Annotated in this window: 14 protein-coding genes and 1 pseudogene; 8 read left to right on the forward strand and 7 right to left on the reverse strand. The window is 58.2% G+C overall.

The genetic code is table 11. The features are described from left to right. The first annotated feature begins 203 nt into the window (after positions 1–203). From LJF27_RS12150 to LJF27_RS12160, 3 genes are read left to right on the forward strand one after another with little or no spacing between them, the layout of a single operon-like run. The gene (locus LJF27_RS12150) at positions 204–833 is read left to right on the forward strand and encodes a glycoside hydrolase family 19 protein (RefSeq protein WP_023116953.1); all 630 of its coding nucleotides are present in this window, start codon (positions 204–206) and stop codon (positions 831–833) included. Then, the gene (locus tag LJF27_RS12155) at positions 830–1,198 is read left to right on the forward strand and encodes a hypothetical protein (RefSeq protein WP_023116952.1); all 369 of its coding nucleotides are present in this window, start codon (positions 830–832) and stop codon (positions 1,196–1,198) included. Before LJF27_RS12150 ends, LJF27_RS12155 begins: the two co-directional genes overlap by 4 nt. Beyond that, positions 1,195–1,455, forward strand: coding sequence for a hypothetical protein (locus tag LJF27_RS12160; RefSeq protein WP_023116951.1), 261 nt, complete (start codon positions 1,195–1,197; stop codon positions 1,453–1,455). Before LJF27_RS12155 ends, LJF27_RS12160 begins: the two co-directional genes overlap by 4 nt. 207 nt (positions 1,456–1,662) lie before the next feature. Here the strand turns inward: LJF27_RS12160 and LJF27_RS12165 are convergent, their stop codons facing one another. The 5 genes and pseudogenes from LJF27_RS12165 to LJF27_RS12180 form a co-directional block, all read right to left on the reverse strand. Beyond that, positions 1,663–3,930: an AAA family ATPase gene (locus LJF27_RS12165; RefSeq protein WP_023116950.1), complete on the reverse strand. Its 2,268-nt coding sequence runs from the start codon at positions 3,928–3,930 to the stop codon at positions 1,663–1,665. Between the two features lie 18 nt (positions 3,931–3,948). Further along, complete coding sequence (locus LJF27_RS12170) at positions 3,949–6,573, reverse strand: ATP-binding protein (protein WP_023116949.1); 2,625 nt, start codon at positions 6,571–6,573, stop codon at positions 3,949–3,951. Positions 6,574–7,543: 970 nt separating this feature from the next. Next, positions 7,544–7,612, reverse strand: a pseudogene (locus LJF27_RS30530) (hypothetical protein); the annotation flags it as partial. 591 nt (positions 7,613–8,203) lie between these two features. Beyond that, a complete protein-coding gene (locus tag LJF27_RS12175; RefSeq protein WP_003104048.1) occupies positions 8,204–8,797 on the reverse strand; it encodes a cysteine hydrolase family protein in 594 nt (197 codons plus the stop codon). Between the two features lie 27 nt (positions 8,798–8,824). After that, positions 8,825–10,039, reverse strand: coding sequence for an MFS transporter (locus LJF27_RS12180; RefSeq protein ID WP_003090864.1), 1,215 nt, complete (start codon positions 10,037–10,039; stop codon positions 8,825–8,827). Positions 10,040–10,143: 104 nt separating this feature from the next. Here LJF27_RS12180 and LJF27_RS12185 point away from each other — a divergent pair, with 104 nt between their 5' ends. The 4 genes from LJF27_RS12185 (at position 10,144) to LJF27_RS12200 (ending at position 13,162) form a co-directional block, all read left to right on the forward strand. Continuing rightward, a complete protein-coding gene (locus LJF27_RS12185) occupies positions 10,144–10,800 on the forward strand; it encodes a GntR family transcriptional regulator (protein WP_003116580.1) in 657 nt (218 codons plus the stop codon). Positions 10,801–11,066: 266 nt separating this feature from the next. After that, positions 11,067–12,101, forward strand: a complete 1,035-nt coding sequence (locus LJF27_RS12190; protein ID WP_003090863.1) for a hypothetical protein — start codon at positions 11,067–11,069, stop codon at positions 12,099–12,101. A gap of 80 nt (positions 12,102–12,181) precedes the next feature. After that, positions 12,182–12,778, forward strand: coding sequence for a hypothetical protein (locus tag LJF27_RS12195; RefSeq protein ID WP_003104044.1), 597 nt, complete (start codon positions 12,182–12,184; stop codon positions 12,776–12,778). Between the two features lie 93 nt (positions 12,779–12,871). Further along, positions 12,872–13,162 (forward strand): hypothetical protein, encoded by a 291-nt coding sequence (locus LJF27_RS12200; RefSeq protein WP_003116583.1) that lies wholly within the window; start codon positions 12,872–12,874, stop codon positions 13,160–13,162. Between the two features lie 88 nt (positions 13,163–13,250). Here LJF27_RS12200 and LJF27_RS12205 read toward each other — a convergent pair whose 3' ends face one another. Beyond that, positions 13,251–13,736: a hypothetical protein gene (locus LJF27_RS12205; protein ID WP_003138785.1), complete on the reverse strand. Its 486-nt coding sequence runs from the start codon at positions 13,734–13,736 to the stop codon at positions 13,251–13,253. A gap of 434 nt (positions 13,737–14,170) precedes the next feature. Further along, positions 14,171–15,250 (reverse strand): hypothetical protein, encoded by a 1,080-nt coding sequence (locus LJF27_RS12210; protein WP_003452310.1) that lies wholly within the window; start codon positions 15,248–15,250, stop codon positions 14,171–14,173. A gap of 243 nt (positions 15,251–15,493) precedes the next feature. On the opposite strand from LJF27_RS12210, the gene mcpN reads away from it, so the two are divergent. Then, entirely contained in the window at positions 15,494–17,089 is a 1,596-nt protein-coding gene (gene mcpN / locus LJF27_RS12215; RefSeq protein ID WP_003452307.1) for a nitrate chemoreceptor McpN, read from the forward strand. Positions 17,090–17,107 lie beyond the last annotated feature (18 nt).

Genomic DNA, 17,107 nt, shown 5'->3' on the forward strand with positions numbered 1-17,107 from the left:
GTCGGACCCGCGTTTCAAGGTGAGCGGATCGCGTGCGGAGATCCACCAGCCATCACGCAAGAGCTGATCAACATGGGCGCGCAGCCCGGGCAACATCCGTTTATTCATCGTGGTTCGCCTCCTACCTGGCAGGCGAACGATAGCAAACCGGAACCCCTTCACGCCTACCGATAGCAGAGCATTAACGTTACTGGAGAGTACCGATGCTGATTACCGAGCAGCAGCTGCTGCAGATATTTCCGAACGCCGGCCATCGCGCCGGCTTTTTTGTGCCCGCACTGAATGCTGCCATGGGGCGCTTCGGCATTACCTCGCCGGTGCGTGTCGCCGCTTTCCTCGCCCAAGTTGGGCACGAGAGCGCACACCTGACCCGGTTGGTTGAGAACCTCAACTACAGCGCCTGTGGCCTCGCGGCGACTTGGCCTAGCCGCTATCGCGGAGCAGGCGGGAAGCCCAATGTGTTGGCGTTGAGTCTGGCCCGTCACGCCGAGGCGATCGCCAATAACACATATGCCAATCGTAACGGTAATGGCGATGAGTCCAGCGGAGACGGTTGGCGCTTTCGCGGTCGGGGGCTGTTGCAAATCACTGGTCGGAGAAACTACCGCACCGTCGGAGACAGTCTCGGCTTGCCGCTGGAAATCGAACCGGAACTGCTGGAGCAGCCCGAGCACGCCGCCAGTTCGAGCGCCTGGTGGTGGGCGGCGCATGGGCTCAATAGCCTGGCCGACCGCGGCGAGTTTGTTGCCATCACCCGCCGGATCAACGGCGGCATGAACGGCCAAGTGGAGCGCATGGCGTTGTGGGAGCGGGCGAAGAGGGTGCTGTCGTGATCTCGGCACGCGTTGTCTCGATCATGCTGGGCTGTATGCTGCTGATCGGCGTGGGAGCCGCCGGGGGGGGCTGGCTCAGCGCGCGTCATTACCAGCCACTGCTTGATGCCGCGCGCGCGGATCTGACCGCCTGCCGTTCTGCTCGTGGGAGCTTGGAGGCCGCAGTAGCGGAGCAGAGCAGGCAGGTCGCCGCACTGCGATTGGCCGGCGAACAGCGCGCCAGGGATGCCGTCCAGGCGATGGATCAGGGACGGCAGCAGGCTGCCGAGCAGTATGCCGCGGCACAGCGCCTGCTGAACCAGCACACCGCTGGTGAGCAATGCGCGGCCGCCGAAGCGGTGATCGACCAGGAGTTGGGGCTATGAGGATGGTGCTGATGTTGGTGGTGGTAGCGTTGGCAGGATGCGCCGCCCAGATCGAGCCTGAGCCGCGCCCCGTGCGCGTAGAAGTGCCGGTTGCGGTGCCGTGCCGTGTGCCGACCGTTGAGGTGCCGGCCTGGGTGGCGGATGGGCTGAAGAAGGGGGATGACCTACAGACCAAGGCCCGCGCATTACTTGCGGAGCGTCGCCAGCGGATCGGCTACGAGGCGCAACTCCTGGCTGCGAGCCGGGCCTGCCAGTAGATGGGCAAAACCGCGTCGATACTATTTTCGGCTAAAAGCAGACCTTTCGGGGGGGGGGGCGATCATCCATGCACGTCAAGCCAGATATATTATATGAGAAAATATTATGTCTTTGGGTTAGGTTGGCTGATTAATGCTAAGGTCTGCCAAAATATATATTCATGTGTAATCATGCTGCTGATTTACCTGTGATAAGTTTTTTTCATTTTAGGTCTGTGTTGAGGATAATAAAGCTTTCCAGTGGCGCTCATCTTTTTCTTGAAGTTCGTTGAAGACAGCCTTTACTGTCTCCTCTAGCAGAAAAATAAGCTCGTTATTTCCGGTGATCCGCTCAATCGAGTTTCCATGGCTAAAGGTGTGCAGGAATTTTAAGATCGACTTGGCTCGTTCTTTCCCGAAAAGTTCGCTTGCGCGCTGATCGACTGTATCACTATGGGTCCCGGGGACCCGTGAGTATGTGTAAAGCTCCAAGAATCGCCGCAGTGCATTTGGAAGTATAATTAGATTCTCATTTTCTATTTTGTTGGTTGAAAAATGGAATTTGTGAAGGCAGTCAAATAGGAATTGGTACTCGGAGTTGTAGTTTGAGAGTGAGTTGGGCATATTGATCAATTCGGAGTTGTCGCTATCAACTCGCTTGATTAAGAATAGTCTCGCTACTTGGTCTTTGGTGGGGTGGAGTTCGCGTATAAGATTGAAAAATTCAAAGTTGTGCGTTGAAATAAACAGCTGCTTGCAGGTTGTGCCCCAGGCTTCACTGCCATTGGGTTGTTTGATTTTGGAAAAAAACATTTCATTAATCGCTGCAGTAATTTGAAATATGTGATTGCTGTCGAGGCTTGAGATGGGGTCGTCAATGTAGACAATCGCTTCCTTAAAATCATCGTGGGTTAGTTCTTTGAGCTTGGTGAGAAAGTAGGAGAATGCAATTGCTGTTCGCTCTCCATCACTGAGGTTCTTGGCGACAGCACCATTCTTGCGAACGAGTTGAAAACGCTCTTGGCCCGCAGTATCTTTCGTGACTTTAATCTGAATGGCTTCACTTCCCAGCATCAAGACCAGCCGTTCGTTGATTCGCTCACGGCCCTGTTGTGCTTGGCTAATCTCGGCCTGCAGGCGTACCACATCATTTTGCAGCTGAACGTTGAAGGCTCGAACCCGGTCAGCCCTCTTCGTTAGTAAATTCTTCTTGCGCTCCCAGCCCTCGGACTCTAGTTTGTCAGCAGTCTCTTGTACGAAGTGATATTTAGCTTTTTTTAGGGCTGCAGCACGCACGCTGACGAAATTGGCAGCTAGCTTATTGTTTTCCTTGATCACACTGTTAATTGCCTTGGCTGTATCTTGGATGGCCTGTTCAAGTCCAGGTGCTAGAGGCAAGGGCTCCATTGTCTTGCGAGAGCTTTCGACCTTCGAGGTAACCTCGGTGACCAGTGTGTTAACAGCATCATTGAATGCTTTGACTCGGTCTGCTAGCGGGACGCAAGCCGCTTTATATGCTTCGCGAAACTGAGTGTTGAGTTCTACTGGGCTGGGTAGGTCTAACTTAAACTCTGCAGCGATTACTCGGTCAAGTAAGTCTTGCACCTTGCCATTATGGTCGGCTAGGTCTTTCGAGAAGTGTGATCGGAAAGACTCTAGTCGTTCACTGGTGACTTTGTTTCCGCAGAATTCACATGGCCCGGCCTCAGGATGCAAATGAAGCCCAGTCTCTACCCAGCGCTCAATTTCAGGGTTCTTCTCCAAGTGTTTAATCGTGTTGGAGAAGCTTGGTGTTGCAGCTAAGACAGAAATTGCCTCCCTGTGTAAAGACGCAATGGAGGGCGTTGCAGTAATCTCGGAGACTTGACTAGGTTTATTTGAGTCAGGAGTTAAGGCGAGGTCGATTGCATCGACTAGATCTTTCTCTGACAGCAGTTGTGAATCAAGAATGTTAACTGCTATAAGGTCACTCCCAAGATGGGTTGCAGTGTAAGGGTCAATCTTCAGGCGTTGACGAATGTTCTGGGCCGATCTTTTCTTTTCTTCTTGAATGGCTACCGTGCAAGCTTCGACTTTCCTGCTGATCGTCTTATTCGTTTTCTGGCATTTTGTGATGCGTTCGTTTAAGGCGTTAATCTTCTTCTGGGCTTCTTCAGATTCCTTGCCAAGCAACAATATCGGATTGCAGCTTCCAGAATCAAAGAATAGATTATTTCTCACGAAGTCAGAGTTAAAGACTCTTACCGAAAGGCCGCACTCGTGAAAATTCTTTTCTGTGACAGCCTCGCTTCCGCTATTGAAAGTGAATTCACAGTTTTGGAAGTCTGCGTGAGGCAGCCTTTCTTCAATTTGGGCAAAAAGGCGAGATAGAGTTGTTTTTCCTGAATAGTTCCAACCATAGATTAAGTTCTTGGCTGCGAACTCCTTGGTGCCGGCAGGTTTTATATAGTTATGATAGACACCTAAGTTTCTAATTCTCTCGATGCTCTTGATCATGTGTTCACCTTTTTAATGTTAAGAGCTACTGGCGTCCTCAGGAAGCTCTATAGGGCGCGTGAAGATGCTGATGCTTCTATAAATTGGTGTGCCATCTACAGTTCCAACCTTTCTTTCTTCATATTCTTCTTCGGTACTGTCGCCCCATGTATCTAGTAAAATCTCACGAACCAACTGCGCGAGATTCGAGTCTCCCCATATGGGCTCTTCTGTGAGCATTTTGGGCCATCGTTGCTGGCCTACTATCAAGACCGACCCGTTGTGCTTGGGAACTATTGCGATGCTCGGATCTACCTCAAAGCTGTTTCGGAATTCTCGTGGGAGGACATCGTCCATATCTTCTTCATATGAAAAGTGACCATCAAAACTAATTGATAGCTCATTGATCCCGGCGAGGCGGTCACGCAGGTCGGCCGAGCTTAGCCATCCATCTTGCCCACAGCAAATAATAGGTAGCTCCATAATTTCGCCACCACATTCTAAAATTACTTCTGCACAATTAGCCTTGAAGAGTTCATCGGATTTCGAACTGGCGATGATGCTAGCTTGCTCAGTTGCCCAAGACGCTAGTTGCTCCTTTGAAACCTTAGGTATAGCAGAGTTGCGAGAGGCTGTTAGTGTCTCGCCAACTAGAAGTCCCTGGATGTTGGAGATGCGCGTTGCGCGAAGACCTCCAATAGTCACCCAGCCACCATCTCCACTGAAATAGCTACTCGGCTGGATGAATGCACGGCCTAGAGGCTCATTGTTATGGCCATAGATTTGTCGTATGGGCGACTGATTTGCGGTCTTGCGATATTTATTACGTGCTTCTTTTGATGTTAGCGGGTGGAGTCGAGATAGGAATTCTTCGTCAGACAGCTGTAGCCAATCATCTGAGCTAACTGCTAACGTGATTTCTCCATTCTCTTCTACATCAATGGAAGCTGCGAGGCTAGGAGCGATTGATGCAACTAACTGCTTGAGTGTCAGTGCACTGTCAGCATAATTTTTGGTATTCAGCATCCCACCTTTCTCTCTCGGGTCAGCCTTCAGTAGGACCTCAACACGTGTTCCACCATCGACGGGTGCTTGGCCTCGTCCAGCTTGTGACAGGATTGGTCGCGATGCGGTGCCATCCCGAAACTCCAGTATTCGAGCGGAGTCCTCCCCATGATCGAATCGCCGCGAGATTACTCGAACTACGGTACCAATCATGAAAACTGAGAAGAACCCAATCCCATACCGGCCTATGGCATTCATACCCTTCGCAATCAGTCCTGGAAACTCTTGTGCCGCAAGGGAGGACCGCCAGAAGGATGTACCGAAATCTATTAGAGGCCCTGTCAATACCAACTCGGACATACCGATTCCGTTGTCTTCCACGGTCAACCAGTGACCGTCTGCTCTGGTGGTTAAGCCGACAGTGATTTTACCCCAGGTTTCACGCCGGCCTTGTTGATAGCGCCGTCGTGCCTGAATTGCATCAGTACTATTCTGGATTAGCTCGCGCAATACGACGGTTGGATCGTCACCATAAAGCTTTGCTCCCCCCAACGTTTCAACAACTTTTGGAATGTCGGAAACTCGGAGCCGTGTGTCGACTGGACGCCATCCTCTAGTTTGAATGGTTCGTGCAAGAGACTCGGGACTGCCCGCCCCTTTAACTCGCCGCGCCCGAAAAAATAGTCCTTTAGCCCGGTTCTGCATCAGTAAGTCGACATCCTGTAATTCTTTGTTGACTGCCGAAATCGTATCGTAGGCAAGCCACCACGCATCTGCATCGGAAACCGAAAAGGGAGCACCTGCGGTAAAAACTACTGCTTCGTGTTCAATATGTGGTACAGCCAAACGTTCTTGAAATGACCAATGCAAAGCTGATATCCCTTGCGGATTCGTTAAAGCTCGCAGAAATCGGGGAGCCCGCCGTTGGTCGAGATGAAGTGCATCTGCGATCCGAAGTAGGCAAGCTAATTTAACACGGTCGATCCGGCTCTTCGTTTTGCTTGGGTACGCTCCGAGGTCTTCTGAGAGTTCCTGCTCGACACGCGATACTGACCACCAGTGGCTATGTGCAATCTGTCCAATAGTCTCACCGTAAAAAAATCGCAACTCAGAGTCATCGATAAGATAAATCGTGTCGCCGCTAGTTGATTCCCAGCCTTGCTTCGCGAGAGCCTCTGCTTGTTGAGCATGTAGCTGCCTCAAAACCTCCGGTACTGCTTGTTGAATGATTTCTGGCGGGGGGTTATCTACTGCCTGCAAGTCATATTCAGAATTACCAAGTAAGGCCGCAACTGCATCTTTCCAAGCAATCGTCTGTTTCAACTGTTCCAAGCCTTTTGGGTAGGCCGCTAAGCTCATTGCAGAGTCGTGTAGGAGGACGCTTGCTCCGAAAACAAATGCTTCAGCTGGACTAACCGTAATTGCTCCTTCAGACACCAGAGAGGCCGTTTCCCATAATGCATCAAGATGGGTCAGGTCATGGACGGTTAATCCCGGTATTGCTGCTGCTATCTGTGACACAAGAACCGCAGCTTTCTCTCGCATGGCGAGATAACTATCACGGAAGAATTCTTGCTCGGCGGTCGTAATGTCTGGCAATGGATTTATAAAGGCATGGCGCCAAAGCCAAGTGAGCCGAAAGTCGGAGGGAGTAGGCATGTTTGGTAATCTCCTTTAAATTCTGATTTGGCTGTATTTCAATGGGGGTGAGTCGAAATTAGTTAATATTTCTGTTCTAATGGTTGATAGTAGTCTACTGGTCTGGTTGGTCAAAGTGGCTTGCGAGTCGCTTGGGGTGTTGGTAATTTTTGCAACGCCCAGTCTAACTCATTGGTAGCTATTGGCCGAAATCAACCATCGAGTGTTTACAAGGTCTGTAGTGATTCGGAAGAGTAACTAAAACTGCCTTGTTGGCGCTTCGAGCGGTGAGTCTGTAGGGCACGTTTAGACCTCAAGCGAGGACCCACTCGCCCGGATTATCAGGCAATTTGAGAGTGGATGTATATAATAACCCGAAGGTTTCCGGATGTAGTAAGGCGCTAGTTGCATCGTTCGCCAGATCATCGATCGCATGGGCAATGCTTCGATAGCTACCCAAACTCTCACTCCCCAAAATAGGCTGAAACCGCCTGTCACTCGATTGGGCAATACAGAGAACTCCGATCCGCGTCGGACATTTCAAAATGACTCGCATCTGTAGGCCCTCGCATCGAGGCCATTAGGTATCGGTCAATTTATGGAAGCAAAGCGCCACTACATGGCTATTAGCTTATCCATGACCTGCTGTCAACAGGTTCGCCTTGGAGCATGCCGCGCGTATCGGGACAGGGAGACCTGAACCTCTATCTGTAAGCCGTCCACTACTACATTCCAAAAACGCCGACGGTGATCGTGAGTGATCTTAGCAGTGGCATGCCTGCCGCTGCGGCTCGTTCTTTGTGGCATGAGCTGATTCGAGAAGGGGGCCTGGGTTACTTAATCTGAAGTCGTCGCAGGATGTAGGGAACGTATGCCAAGGCTTGCTGATGGGCTGCAGGGTGTCAGGCTAGTGGTAAAAAAGTGGTAAATAGAAAATTAAGAAGAGACGTAAGGCCTAGAAATAAAGCACTTATAGAGAACTGACGGTTCAATCCATCATCGGCGCAACGGAGAAGCGGCGTGAGAGGGCGGCGGGGGCGTTGGTCGGTTCTGGGCGCATCGGGACTTCGGTAGGGGGAGCGGAGCAGGGCGAGGGATTTTATCAGGGATGGGGCCTTTGCCATATCGTCGGCAATGAGCAGTTCCACCCGCCCAGCGTCGGTGTCCGATAACCCGAGGCTTTCCAGCACGGCTCGTAGGCTGTCACAGTACTTCGATTCGGATGATGTCTCCATCAGCCTCTCGACCTGGGCCGCCACCGTTTTTCAGTCACTGACCAGAATCTCCGCCCCTGGTACATCTTTCGTGGGGATGGACTCGATCGCCATTTTCTGGGGCGCTGCCAGGCAAAATGGTTGCCAGACCCGAGGAGGTAGTCGTTACCCTCCACTGGGCCTCTCTACATGCGCTCGACGATAGTATCGAGCTCCCGGATCTTGAAAGCCTTTTGGCAGGGAGGCGGGTTCCAGCCCAAAGGAGCGTTCCCGGTGAGTGGCCTTGACGCTACTGATGGTCAGCTTCGATAGCCCCGAGGAGTCGCCGAGCACATCGCCGATGCTTTTATCGGAGGTGGGATCGAGCGAGGGAAGTTGCCAAGGGTCTGGGCGGCGGTACTCGGGAACGACCGTTGCTTCTGTATGGCTGGCGCACTCTACATGCGTAGAGTTTTCGCCACTTCATCGATTTCGGTGATCGTGGCGTGGTCGGAAATGACTCTGGCCATGAGGTAGTCATGCAACTCTGCATCGCCATCGACACAGCCGTCTCTGAGCACAACCAACTGGTAGTCCAGATCGAACGCCTGGCGAACCGTCGTCAGCACTACGCCTGAGGTAGTGGCTCCAGCGATGAGCAATGTTTCAATATCATGCGCCCAGAGAAGCTCGTCCAGTTCCGTACCCGTGAAGGCGCCGACGCGACTCTTCGTAATGACCGGTTCGCTTTCGATCGGCTGCAAGGCGGCGGTGATCGCCAACCCGGGGCTTCCCGGTTCGATCAAGCCACTTTCACGTAGCTCGCGGAATAGCCTGTTGCGCCTGTCCATTGGCGGACCATCGGGCGGGCAGCCCACCGTTACATGAACTACAAGCATATCGGTTTGCCGTACCCTGGAAAGAAATCTGGAGGTGCGGGCCACTACCTCGGCTGCGCGAGGTGCGGGCACGAAGTTGTTCAGCACGAATTCCTGGAAATCCATCAGCAGCAGGGCGGAATTAAAGGGAGATTCAAGCACGAGCTCAGTCATGACGACCTCTGGGTGGTGGAAAACCGTCTAGCGGGTGGAGTGCCCAAGGGCTCGCCAGTTGAATAGCGCCCCTGCCAGCATCAACAGGCTGGTTACCAGGAAAACGCTGCGCATCCCGAACTGGCCACCGACGAACCCTCCGATTACCGGCCCGATTACCTGGCCGGCGAATTGCGCGGATAGCGACCAGCCCATTGCCGAGCCGACGAATCGCTCCGGGACGCTATGGCGGATTACAGCGGCCATGCACGGAAGCAGGCCGCCAAGCGCCATGCCCATCAGGAAGCGCAGGGCGATGAGTTGCCACCCCGCATATACGAAAGCCTGGGGAATCAGCAGGACGGCCGCGACGCTCAGCGCGGCTATCATGATGACGCCGTAGCCAATCCGGTCGGCCACCTTACCCAGATAGGTCGCGGAGATGATGCTTCCGAGCGCTGCCGCCGACATGGCCAGACCCGCCACAGACGTCACCCGCCTCGAGTCCTCGAGCAGCGTTTCGATATAGACGGTGATAATCGGTTCGACCGACATGTTGGCAATCATCAGCAGCAGGCCTGTCGCCAGCATGGCGAGGATCACCGCCTTGTTGGGCATATTCGACCAACCGACCTTGGGAGGTTCTTCGACGGCGGGGACGGAGGGGCGTGCAGTCTCGCGCAACATGAAGGTCGTGAAGACAAACGCAATGAAGATCAATCCACTGGCGCCCCAGAATGTGGCTCGTATGCCGATCAGAGGAGGCAGGAAGCCGCCAACCAGCGGCCCTAACAGATTGCCGGCCATCACGCCCGAGGAAAGAAGACCCAATGCCCATGCCGAACGGGATTTCGGAGCTTGCACCGCGACCAGGATCGTTGCCCCCGACGAGTACCCGCCGGCGATTCCCGCCAACAAGCGCAAGCCGATGAATTGCCAGATATCGGAGGCCAGCCCCATCAGCAACATGGTGATCGCCATTCCCAGGCTAGCTCGGACCAGCATGGGCTTGCGACCGTAGCGGTCGCCAAGCATCCCCCAAAGCGGTGCTACCAACCCGGCGGTGACGAAAGTGGCGGCGTAGGCGATACCCGACCACTGCACGATTGCAGCGTGGCCCGATACCCCGAGTTGACCTATGTAGACCGGGAGGAACGGCAGGATAAGTGTCATGGCGAAGACGGTGGTGAAGGCTCCGAACAAGCACACGGCGAGGTTGCGTTGCCAGCAGTCGATAGCGGGTTCGTTCATGTTGCCTTGCATCAGCAGACTCCGATCAGAGACACTCGATACCACACAGTCAATTTGGTATACCAATTTGGTATACATTGACGTTGGCCAATGGATCTGTCAATCGGAGGCACCTAATGACGGTCATTCAGCAGGCTGAAGAGCGGCTGCGCCGCTTGATTCTGGATATGGAGATCGGCCCTGGAGAGCGCCTGACGGAGCGCTGGCTCGAAGGGCAGACAGGGGCCTCGCGAAGCTCTATCCGCACGGCACTGGTTCGTCTTGAGGCTGAAGGTCTCGTTGCGAGGGAGGGCCGGGGATGGCTGGTGCCGCCCATCGATCTTCAGGAAATAGAACAATTGTTCGTATACCGGGAGATGCTTGAGGTAACGGCAGTTCGCCTCGGTGGAAAAGAGGCGGAAGAAAGCTATCTCCGGGAGGGGGAGGCCATACTGGATGCGGTGCCGATAAATGCCTCGGCAGAAGAGACCGAGTCTGCCGGACGCCAATTCCACCTTTGGATTGCCGGTTTGGCCCGCAATGAATTCATCAGTCGGGGGCTCGGCGAGGCCCTGACGCGCCTCCAGCGTGTCAGATGGTTGGAGAGCCAACCGGAACATCACGGCTGGGCCGAGCATCGCGCCATCATCGCCGCCTTGAGGGCATGCGATATCGAACGCGCCGCGGGGATGGTCGAATCGCACGTCCGGGAGACAAGGGACCGGTTGCTGGAAACTCTCCGAAAAGACCGGCGCAGTCTCAGGGCACGCGGAATCACCATTCTTCCTGAGTGATGCCGGCCGGGCAGGGCGATTCGGTCTCGTTTCCCGAGGAGGGGCATGCCAGGCGGCGCCGATTCCGACGCCTGAAGGTCTGCAGCCGGTTGTGGGCAGTCTGATCGGGAGGAGCCGAACCAACGAGGGCCGGCGGGCCGTGGCAGCTCCTGGCCCTGCCGGTGTGCCCCTGCCGACCTAGTTCATTTGAAATATTGCGATCCAGGCTGGGGCCAGTAAGATGGGCCGTCCGACGACCCGCACCAGCCTCTATCAAGGATCGATGCATGAGACTGCCCCGCCCGCGTTTTGCCCTTTCCGCCGCCTTGCTGCTTTGCCTTTCCGGTTGCGTGTCGGAACTCGATTCGGGCGCCTATGGCAGCATGGACGATCCGCGCAACGCGCAGATGCTGGACCTGGTGGACCAGGCGCTGAAGGGGAACATGGCCGTGGTACTGGTGGCCGACGTGATGCCGCACAAGTCCCTGAGCGATGCCCTGACCATGACCCAGTGGACGCCAACGGCGATCTGGGAGTACGAGAAGGACCCGAAGGTGACCTTCGGCCGCAAGTTCCAGACCAACGCGCTGCAGCGGAAGCCCGACGAGACCTATCTGTTCAAGGCCTTCGAGGTGCATATCCTGCCGCCCGGCAAGTACCTGCTGACCGGCGGCGACGACTACCAGATCCATGGCTTGCTCGACCAGGTCGGCGCCCGCAGCGGTCCGCCCGGTTCGGGCCATGGCGCCAACGGCACCGCGTACCTGTCCCCCGAGCTGTATCGCGAGTACTACCGGGAAGAAGTCTGGAAAGATGCCACCTATGGCAGCGAGATCAAGACCGAGAAGGTCTGCACCGCCGTGCATGTGGCCTCGGGCGCCTGCGTGAGCTGGGGCGAGCAGCAATACACGCAGACGACCCAGGGCTCCCAGGCCGGCTATTACCAGCAGACCGACTCCCGCGACGTGCCCTCGATCAAGGTCCAGGCGCGCCTGCCGGTCGACAAGGCGCTGGCCAGCTTCACCGTGCAGGGCGGGCAATTGCTGCTGGCCCCGCGCATGCACCTGAAGACCCCCGGCTACAAGTACCAGCAGTCGAAGTGCCGGGCGATCGATCCGAAGAAGATCGAATGCCCATTGGAAAACCTGACCGTCTACACCTGGCCGGCGCCGATGGACTTCAGCCAGTCCCTGATCGCCCAGCGGGCCCTGAGCGACAAGCACCGGCAACTGCTGTCCAGGCTCCAGCCCCTGCAGATCACGCCGCTGCGCAAGCAGGGCATGGAAGACCCGGTCTGGGGCGTGCCGCTGTCATTGAAATAGCGGGTGTTCGCTCAGGGGCGCGCCGGGTGCCGCCCCTATCCACGATCGGCAGGGAAGCATTTCCCCACAAGGAAGGTGACATGAACGTATATCGCAAGGTTTCCCGCAGTGCCGCGACTTGGCTGTGCGCCGCGCTGCTGGCCGCATCCGGCCATGCCTGGGCCGAAGACTGGTGGGTGGTACACAAGGGCGACGACCCTGCCGAGCTTGACGTGTTCCTGGCCGATGCCGATTCGCTGGCACCGGTGCCGGGTATCGAAAACGCCTGGCAGTTGCAGATCGCCATGCTGTTCGACTCCTTCCATCTGCTCAGCGCGCACCAGTACCGCTGCGATACGCGAGAGGTGAAGGTGGTCAACGCCAAGACCTTCTCCAACAACGGGCAACCCACGAACCTCCAGTTCACCTTCGCCAAGGGCTGGACCCCGCTGCCCAACGAAAGCCATGAGGCTGTCCTCCAGTTCATCTGCGCGCCGCAGGAGCGCGAACGCAATGGCATGCGCTCCACCGGCAGGGGCGTGCCATTGCAGGCGGTGATCACCGCCGTCGGCATGGTCGAGATGGAGCGCGCCCAGGCCAATCTCGCCGAGGCCCGGCGCAAGCTCGAAGAGGCCAAGAGCGATCGCGTCATGGGCGAGCTCGATCGTCTGCTCGGCAACGAACCCCGGAAGCCCTGAGCCGCTCTGACTGAAGCAGGGTGAGGCGAGGCGGATCGGGCCGTTTTCCGGAGCGATCGGCGTAGGTCCGGAAGGCGCGTCGGGAGGGTCTCGATGAAGTGGTATAGCCGCATCAGCCTGGGACTCAGCCTCGCGGTCGCGAGCGCTTTCCTGGTGGCGTACTGGCGATCGCTCGACAGCCATAGCTATCCCAATATGAATGCGCCTGGGCTGATCGCCTACCTGCTGGCCTTTCCTGCCTGCGCCCTGTTGCTGCATTCCACTGCGTTGGCATTCGTGCTCCAGCAGCGAAAGCTGGGAAGCGCTCGCGAAAGAGCGCTGCAATGGACGATCAACCTGGCGCTGTGGATGGCGCCGCTTTGTTTCATATTTTCCAGTCTTTAATCAGGCACTCGCGGGTGTGTAGCTCGAGTAAGCGGACTGCTTTGATATCTCCTGCTGCGGCGGAATACAGGTGCGTCCTTTGAGTCGCTCAGCGCTTCGGCGCAAAGACCATCTTCACCGGCGCATCGTGCTTCAGGCGCGAGCCGTCCGCTTGGTTTCCGGGCTCGAAGCTAGGGTGCCAGGCCCTGAGTTCCGTATCGGACAGCCACTCCAGTTGCAATTCGTCCGCGGATGCGCGCAGGTCGAATTGCGCCAGCGACTGCACGACTGAATGGCACTTTTCCGATTTCCCGGTTTCGAGGAGGGAGACCTGTATTTCTTCGCCCCAGGTGATCGAACCTTTCTCCGGGCATTTCCGAACCTCGACGTGGTATTGCCCGTTCGGCGACGGCAGGTCGGAAATCAGCTTGTCGGGGCCGCAGGCGGCGAGGAGTACGCTCAGTATCAGCAGGGGGCTTTTTTTCATCCATGACCTCTGTGGAAATCTCGGAAAGGAATTCCTTTCTTTTCCTGGCGGAAAATGGGCAGGAAGCGTGCCTGCCCATCCTACGCGCGGACTGCTGGATCTGCCCATGGGCGATCCACAGCTTCGTGCACGAGCGATATCAGATGGCGCTGAGCGATTTCAGGATCAGATAGGTGCAGATGAGCACCCCTGCCATGGACAACAGGCCCAGGGCGACAATGCTGAGTTTCATCGGGTTTCCTCGTTGAACTGCGATGGGCTGCTGTATCAAGGAGGGGAGAGGCAGCAGGCGGGGGGAAAGCCCCGGAGGGATGAGCGGCCCCCGGGGCTTTGGTGACCACCATAGGAGAAAGTCACATTGATAAGGCTAGCCCTGTTTCGCTGTGCGGCAAGCGAAGCGGCATCGCTTTTCCCGCAGGATCGGGAAAATGCCTAGCCATACCGCAGTGATGGCCACGGAGGGTCCATGCGCCTCGTCCATTTCCTGATTGCCCTTCCCGCCGCGCTGCTGGCTGAGCCTCAGATAACCGCGCGGCGCAGGTTCAGCGTTCGTCGCCGATCTCCAGTTCGATGAAGTCGATGACCCCTGCCGCGCGGTTGTCGAGGCGCTCAAGTTCCTGGCCGTCCAGCGTCTGCAACAGCGAGGTGCCGTGTTCCAGGCGCTCGCCGGAGGCATGCGAAGCGGCTTCGCGGGTAGGACTGAACAGCCAGGCGTGCGGATGTTGCGCGCGCCAGGCGGCGCGGGGCGAAAGGCTGACCTCGGTGCCCGCCGGGTAGTGCCAGGCGCCCAGTTGCAAGGCCTCGGCGAGGACCGTGCCGCCGAGGCCGTACAGGCGGCGGTCGCGGTCGAAGGCCAGGGCGCCGCCGCTCAGCGCGATGCCGCGCACCGACACCTGTTGCCCGGTTTCCGGCATTACCCGCCAGCGCTCGGCGTCGCGGTAGCCGTCGGTGTAGGCCATGCCGTCGCTGGCGAACAATCGCGCACCGGCGGGGAAGTCGATGTCGTCGGCGCGGTTGCCGGTCGCCAGGCTACAGCCTTCGAAGGCGGCGGGACGCCCGTCGCGCTCGCTGGCGAAGGCGATTTCCTGGCTGGCGTCGCAACGCCAGCCTTCGATCTCGGCGACGCCCTCGCCACGCAGGCGCAGCGAAGTGGGATGGACGCCGGTGGTTTTCCATGGGTCCTGCGGGTTGTCCTGCTCGCTCTGCAGCCAGCGTTGCAGGTGGCGGGTGGCGACGCCGCGGATCGTCACCGGGGTGGGGAATTCGGCTTCGCGGAAGCTTTCTGGCTGGTGCTTGAGTTCCAGCTTCAGCCGGGTGCCGGCAGGCATCTCGATGCCTCCGAGGCGCGAGGGGCGCTCGAGCACGGCGCTGTGCGCGGCTTCCTCGCGCGCGCGTTCGCGCTCGTACTGCCAGAGACCGATCTCCAGCCAGGCGCGCAGTCCCAACGGGAACAGCAGGAGCAGCATCAGCAGGCCGCGGCTCGGCCAGCGGCGGCGCAAGCGCTGGCGCGCGCGCGGGCTGAAGGCCAGGAGCGATAGCCAGACCAGCAGCCAGATGCCGGCGACGAACGACGACAGGTAGATGAGCGGGACGATCAGGGGAATAGGGGCGACGGGGATCACGCGGGCGTCCTTGCGGGTTGGGTTCCATGACGTCTCCGGCGCGGCGTGCCGGGTACCTGCCAGAGTTTACAGGGCGCGTCCCGATGCCGCAGCGGCAAACTGTCTTCAGGCCTTGTCCGCCGGGGGCCACGCCCTGGAGAGGGAGGCGCTCGGGGATGGAGTCGGCGAAGTGCCGATTCAAGCCCAGGCGCGACGGGCCGATGGGGTGGTTATCGGTTTCTGTAGTCCAGTGGGGAAAAACCAATGAACGAAAGCGTCGCCAGGGTGTTCGATCGGATTCTACGGGGGCTCGGGTTGAAGACCCTGAACGCCCAGTTCCTGCTGTCCTATGCACTGATGTTCGGCCTGGCCGCCTGCGCCTCGGTGGCGTTGTACCTGAGCATGTCGATCTCGCCGGAAACCATCAACGTGGCCGGCGCGCAGCGCATGCTCAGCCAGAAGATGGCCCGCGAGGCGCTGCAATTGCGACTCGGCGCCGGCGACCCAAAGGCCCTGGCCGCGACCATCGCCCAGTACGAACGCTCGGCCGCCGATCTGGATGCGGGCAATGCCGAGCGCAACGTGAGCCGGATGGGCGCGCCGGAGATCGCCGCCCAGCGGCAGAAGGTGGCGCAGATCTGGGGCCGCTACCGGGCCATGCTCGACCAGGTGGCACAGCCTGCCAGCCAGGTCGATCTGCGCGGCTTCTCGCAGTATTCCACCGAGCTGTTGGGCGAGCTGAACAACCTGGTCTCGCTGATGAGCGCGCGCGCCGACAGTGTCCAGCACACCCAGATGTGGATCGCCTTCGGTTGCCTGTTGGCGATCCTGGTGCTGGTGGTGCTCGGCCGGCAGTTCGGCCTGGCGCCGCTGATGCGGCAGTTGCGTGGGTTGGAAGTGGCGCTGACCGAGGTCGGCGCGGCGAACTTCACCCATGCCCTGGCGGCGGGCCATGCGGACAACGAGATCGGCCGCATCGTCGCTGGCTACGAGCGGATGCGCCAGGACGTCAGCGGTTTGCTGGCGAACGTCAAGCGCAGCGCGGCAGAGACCGACAAGGACGTGGCCGAGGCCCTGGAGCAGGCGCTCGGCGCCGGCGACCAGGTGGCGCGCCAGCACCAGGACCTGGACCAGGTGGCCACCGCGATGAACGAGATGAGCGCCACCGTGGCCGAGGTCGCCCGCCACGCCAACCATGCGGCGCACTCCACGCGCGACGCCGCGGCCCTGGCCCACGAGGGACGGCGTCTGGTGGAGCACGCCAGCAGCCAGACCGGTGCGTTGGCGGAGGAACTGGAGCAGACCGCCCTGGCGCTGAACACCCTGCACCAGCACGCCGGCAGCGTCGGCCAGGTGCTTACGGTGATCAGCAGCATCGCCGAGCAGACCAACCTGCTGGCGCTCAATGCCGCCATCGAGGCGGCGCGGGCCGGGGAGGCCGGGCGCGGCTTCGCCGTGGTGGCGGATGAGGTGCGTTCGCTGGCCAACCGTACCCAGCAGTCGACCCAGGAGATCCAGGGGCTGATCGAGCAGTTGCAGGACGGCGCCAACGATGCGGTAGCCGCCATGCGCGGTAGCGCCAGCCATGCCCAGAGCAACCTCGCCGAGGCCGACAGCGCGGCCCAGGCGCTGGGACGCATCGTCGCCACGGTGGAAGAGCTGGACGGCCTCAACCAGCAGATCGCGACCGCCGCCGAGGAACAGAGCCAGGTGGCCCAGGACATCGACCGCAACATCACCAACGTCTCCGGACTCTCCGAGCAGGCCCACGAAGGGACCGCCGCAGTGCTTTCGGCCAACCAGAGGGTCAAGGAGCACATGGCTGGCTTGCGCGTGGTGCTCGGTCGCTTCCGCACCTGAGGCTGGCTGCGGGCGTCG

It is taken from the genome of Pseudomonas sp. 203-8 (assembly GCF_020708595.1).
Lineage (GTDB): Bacteria > Pseudomonadota > Gammaproteobacteria > Pseudomonadales > Pseudomonadaceae > Pseudomonas > Pseudomonas aeruginosa.

Bases quoted from the DNA above. Each gene is read 5' to 3' on its own strand.
- LJF27_RS12150 (WP_023116953.1), top strand. From the start codon at position 204: ATGCTGATTACCGAGCAGCAGCTGCTGCAGATATTTCCGAACGCCGGC.
- LJF27_RS12160 (WP_023116951.1), top strand. From the start codon at position 1,195: ATGAGGATGGTGCTGATGTTGGTGGTGGTAGCGTTGGCAGGATGCGCC.
- LJF27_RS12165 (WP_023116950.1), bottom strand. From the start codon at position 3,930: ATGATCAAGAGCATCGAGAGAATTAGAAACTTAGGTGTCTATCATAAC.
- LJF27_RS12170 (WP_023116949.1), bottom strand. From the start codon at position 6,573: ATGCCTACTCCCTCCGACTTTCGGCTCACTTGGCTTTGGCGCCATGCC.
- LJF27_RS12175 (WP_003104048.1), bottom strand. From the start codon at position 8,797: ATGACTGAGCTCGTGCTTGAATCTCCCTTTAATTCCGCCCTGCTGCTG.
- LJF27_RS12180 (WP_003090864.1), bottom strand. From the start codon at position 10,039: ATGCAAGGCAACATGAACGAACCCGCTATCGACTGCTGGCAACGCAAC.
- LJF27_RS12185 (WP_003116580.1), top strand. From the start codon at position 10,144: ATGACGGTCATTCAGCAGGCTGAAGAGCGGCTGCGCCGCTTGATTCTG.
- LJF27_RS12190 (WP_003090863.1), top strand. From the start codon at position 11,067: ATGAGACTGCCCCGCCCGCGTTTTGCCCTTTCCGCCGCCTTGCTGCTT.
- LJF27_RS12195 (WP_003104044.1), top strand. From the start codon at position 12,182: ATGAACGTATATCGCAAGGTTTCCCGCAGTGCCGCGACTTGGCTGTGC.
- LJF27_RS12200 (WP_003116583.1), top strand. From the start codon at position 12,872: ATGAAGTGGTATAGCCGCATCAGCCTGGGACTCAGCCTCGCGGTCGCG.
- LJF27_RS12205 (WP_003138785.1), bottom strand. From the start codon at position 13,736: ATGGGCAGATCCAGCAGTCCGCGCGTAGGATGGGCAGGCACGCTTCCT.
- mcpN (WP_003452307.1), top strand. From the start codon at position 15,494: ATGAACGAAAGCGTCGCCAGGGTGTTCGATCGGATTCTACGGGGGCTC.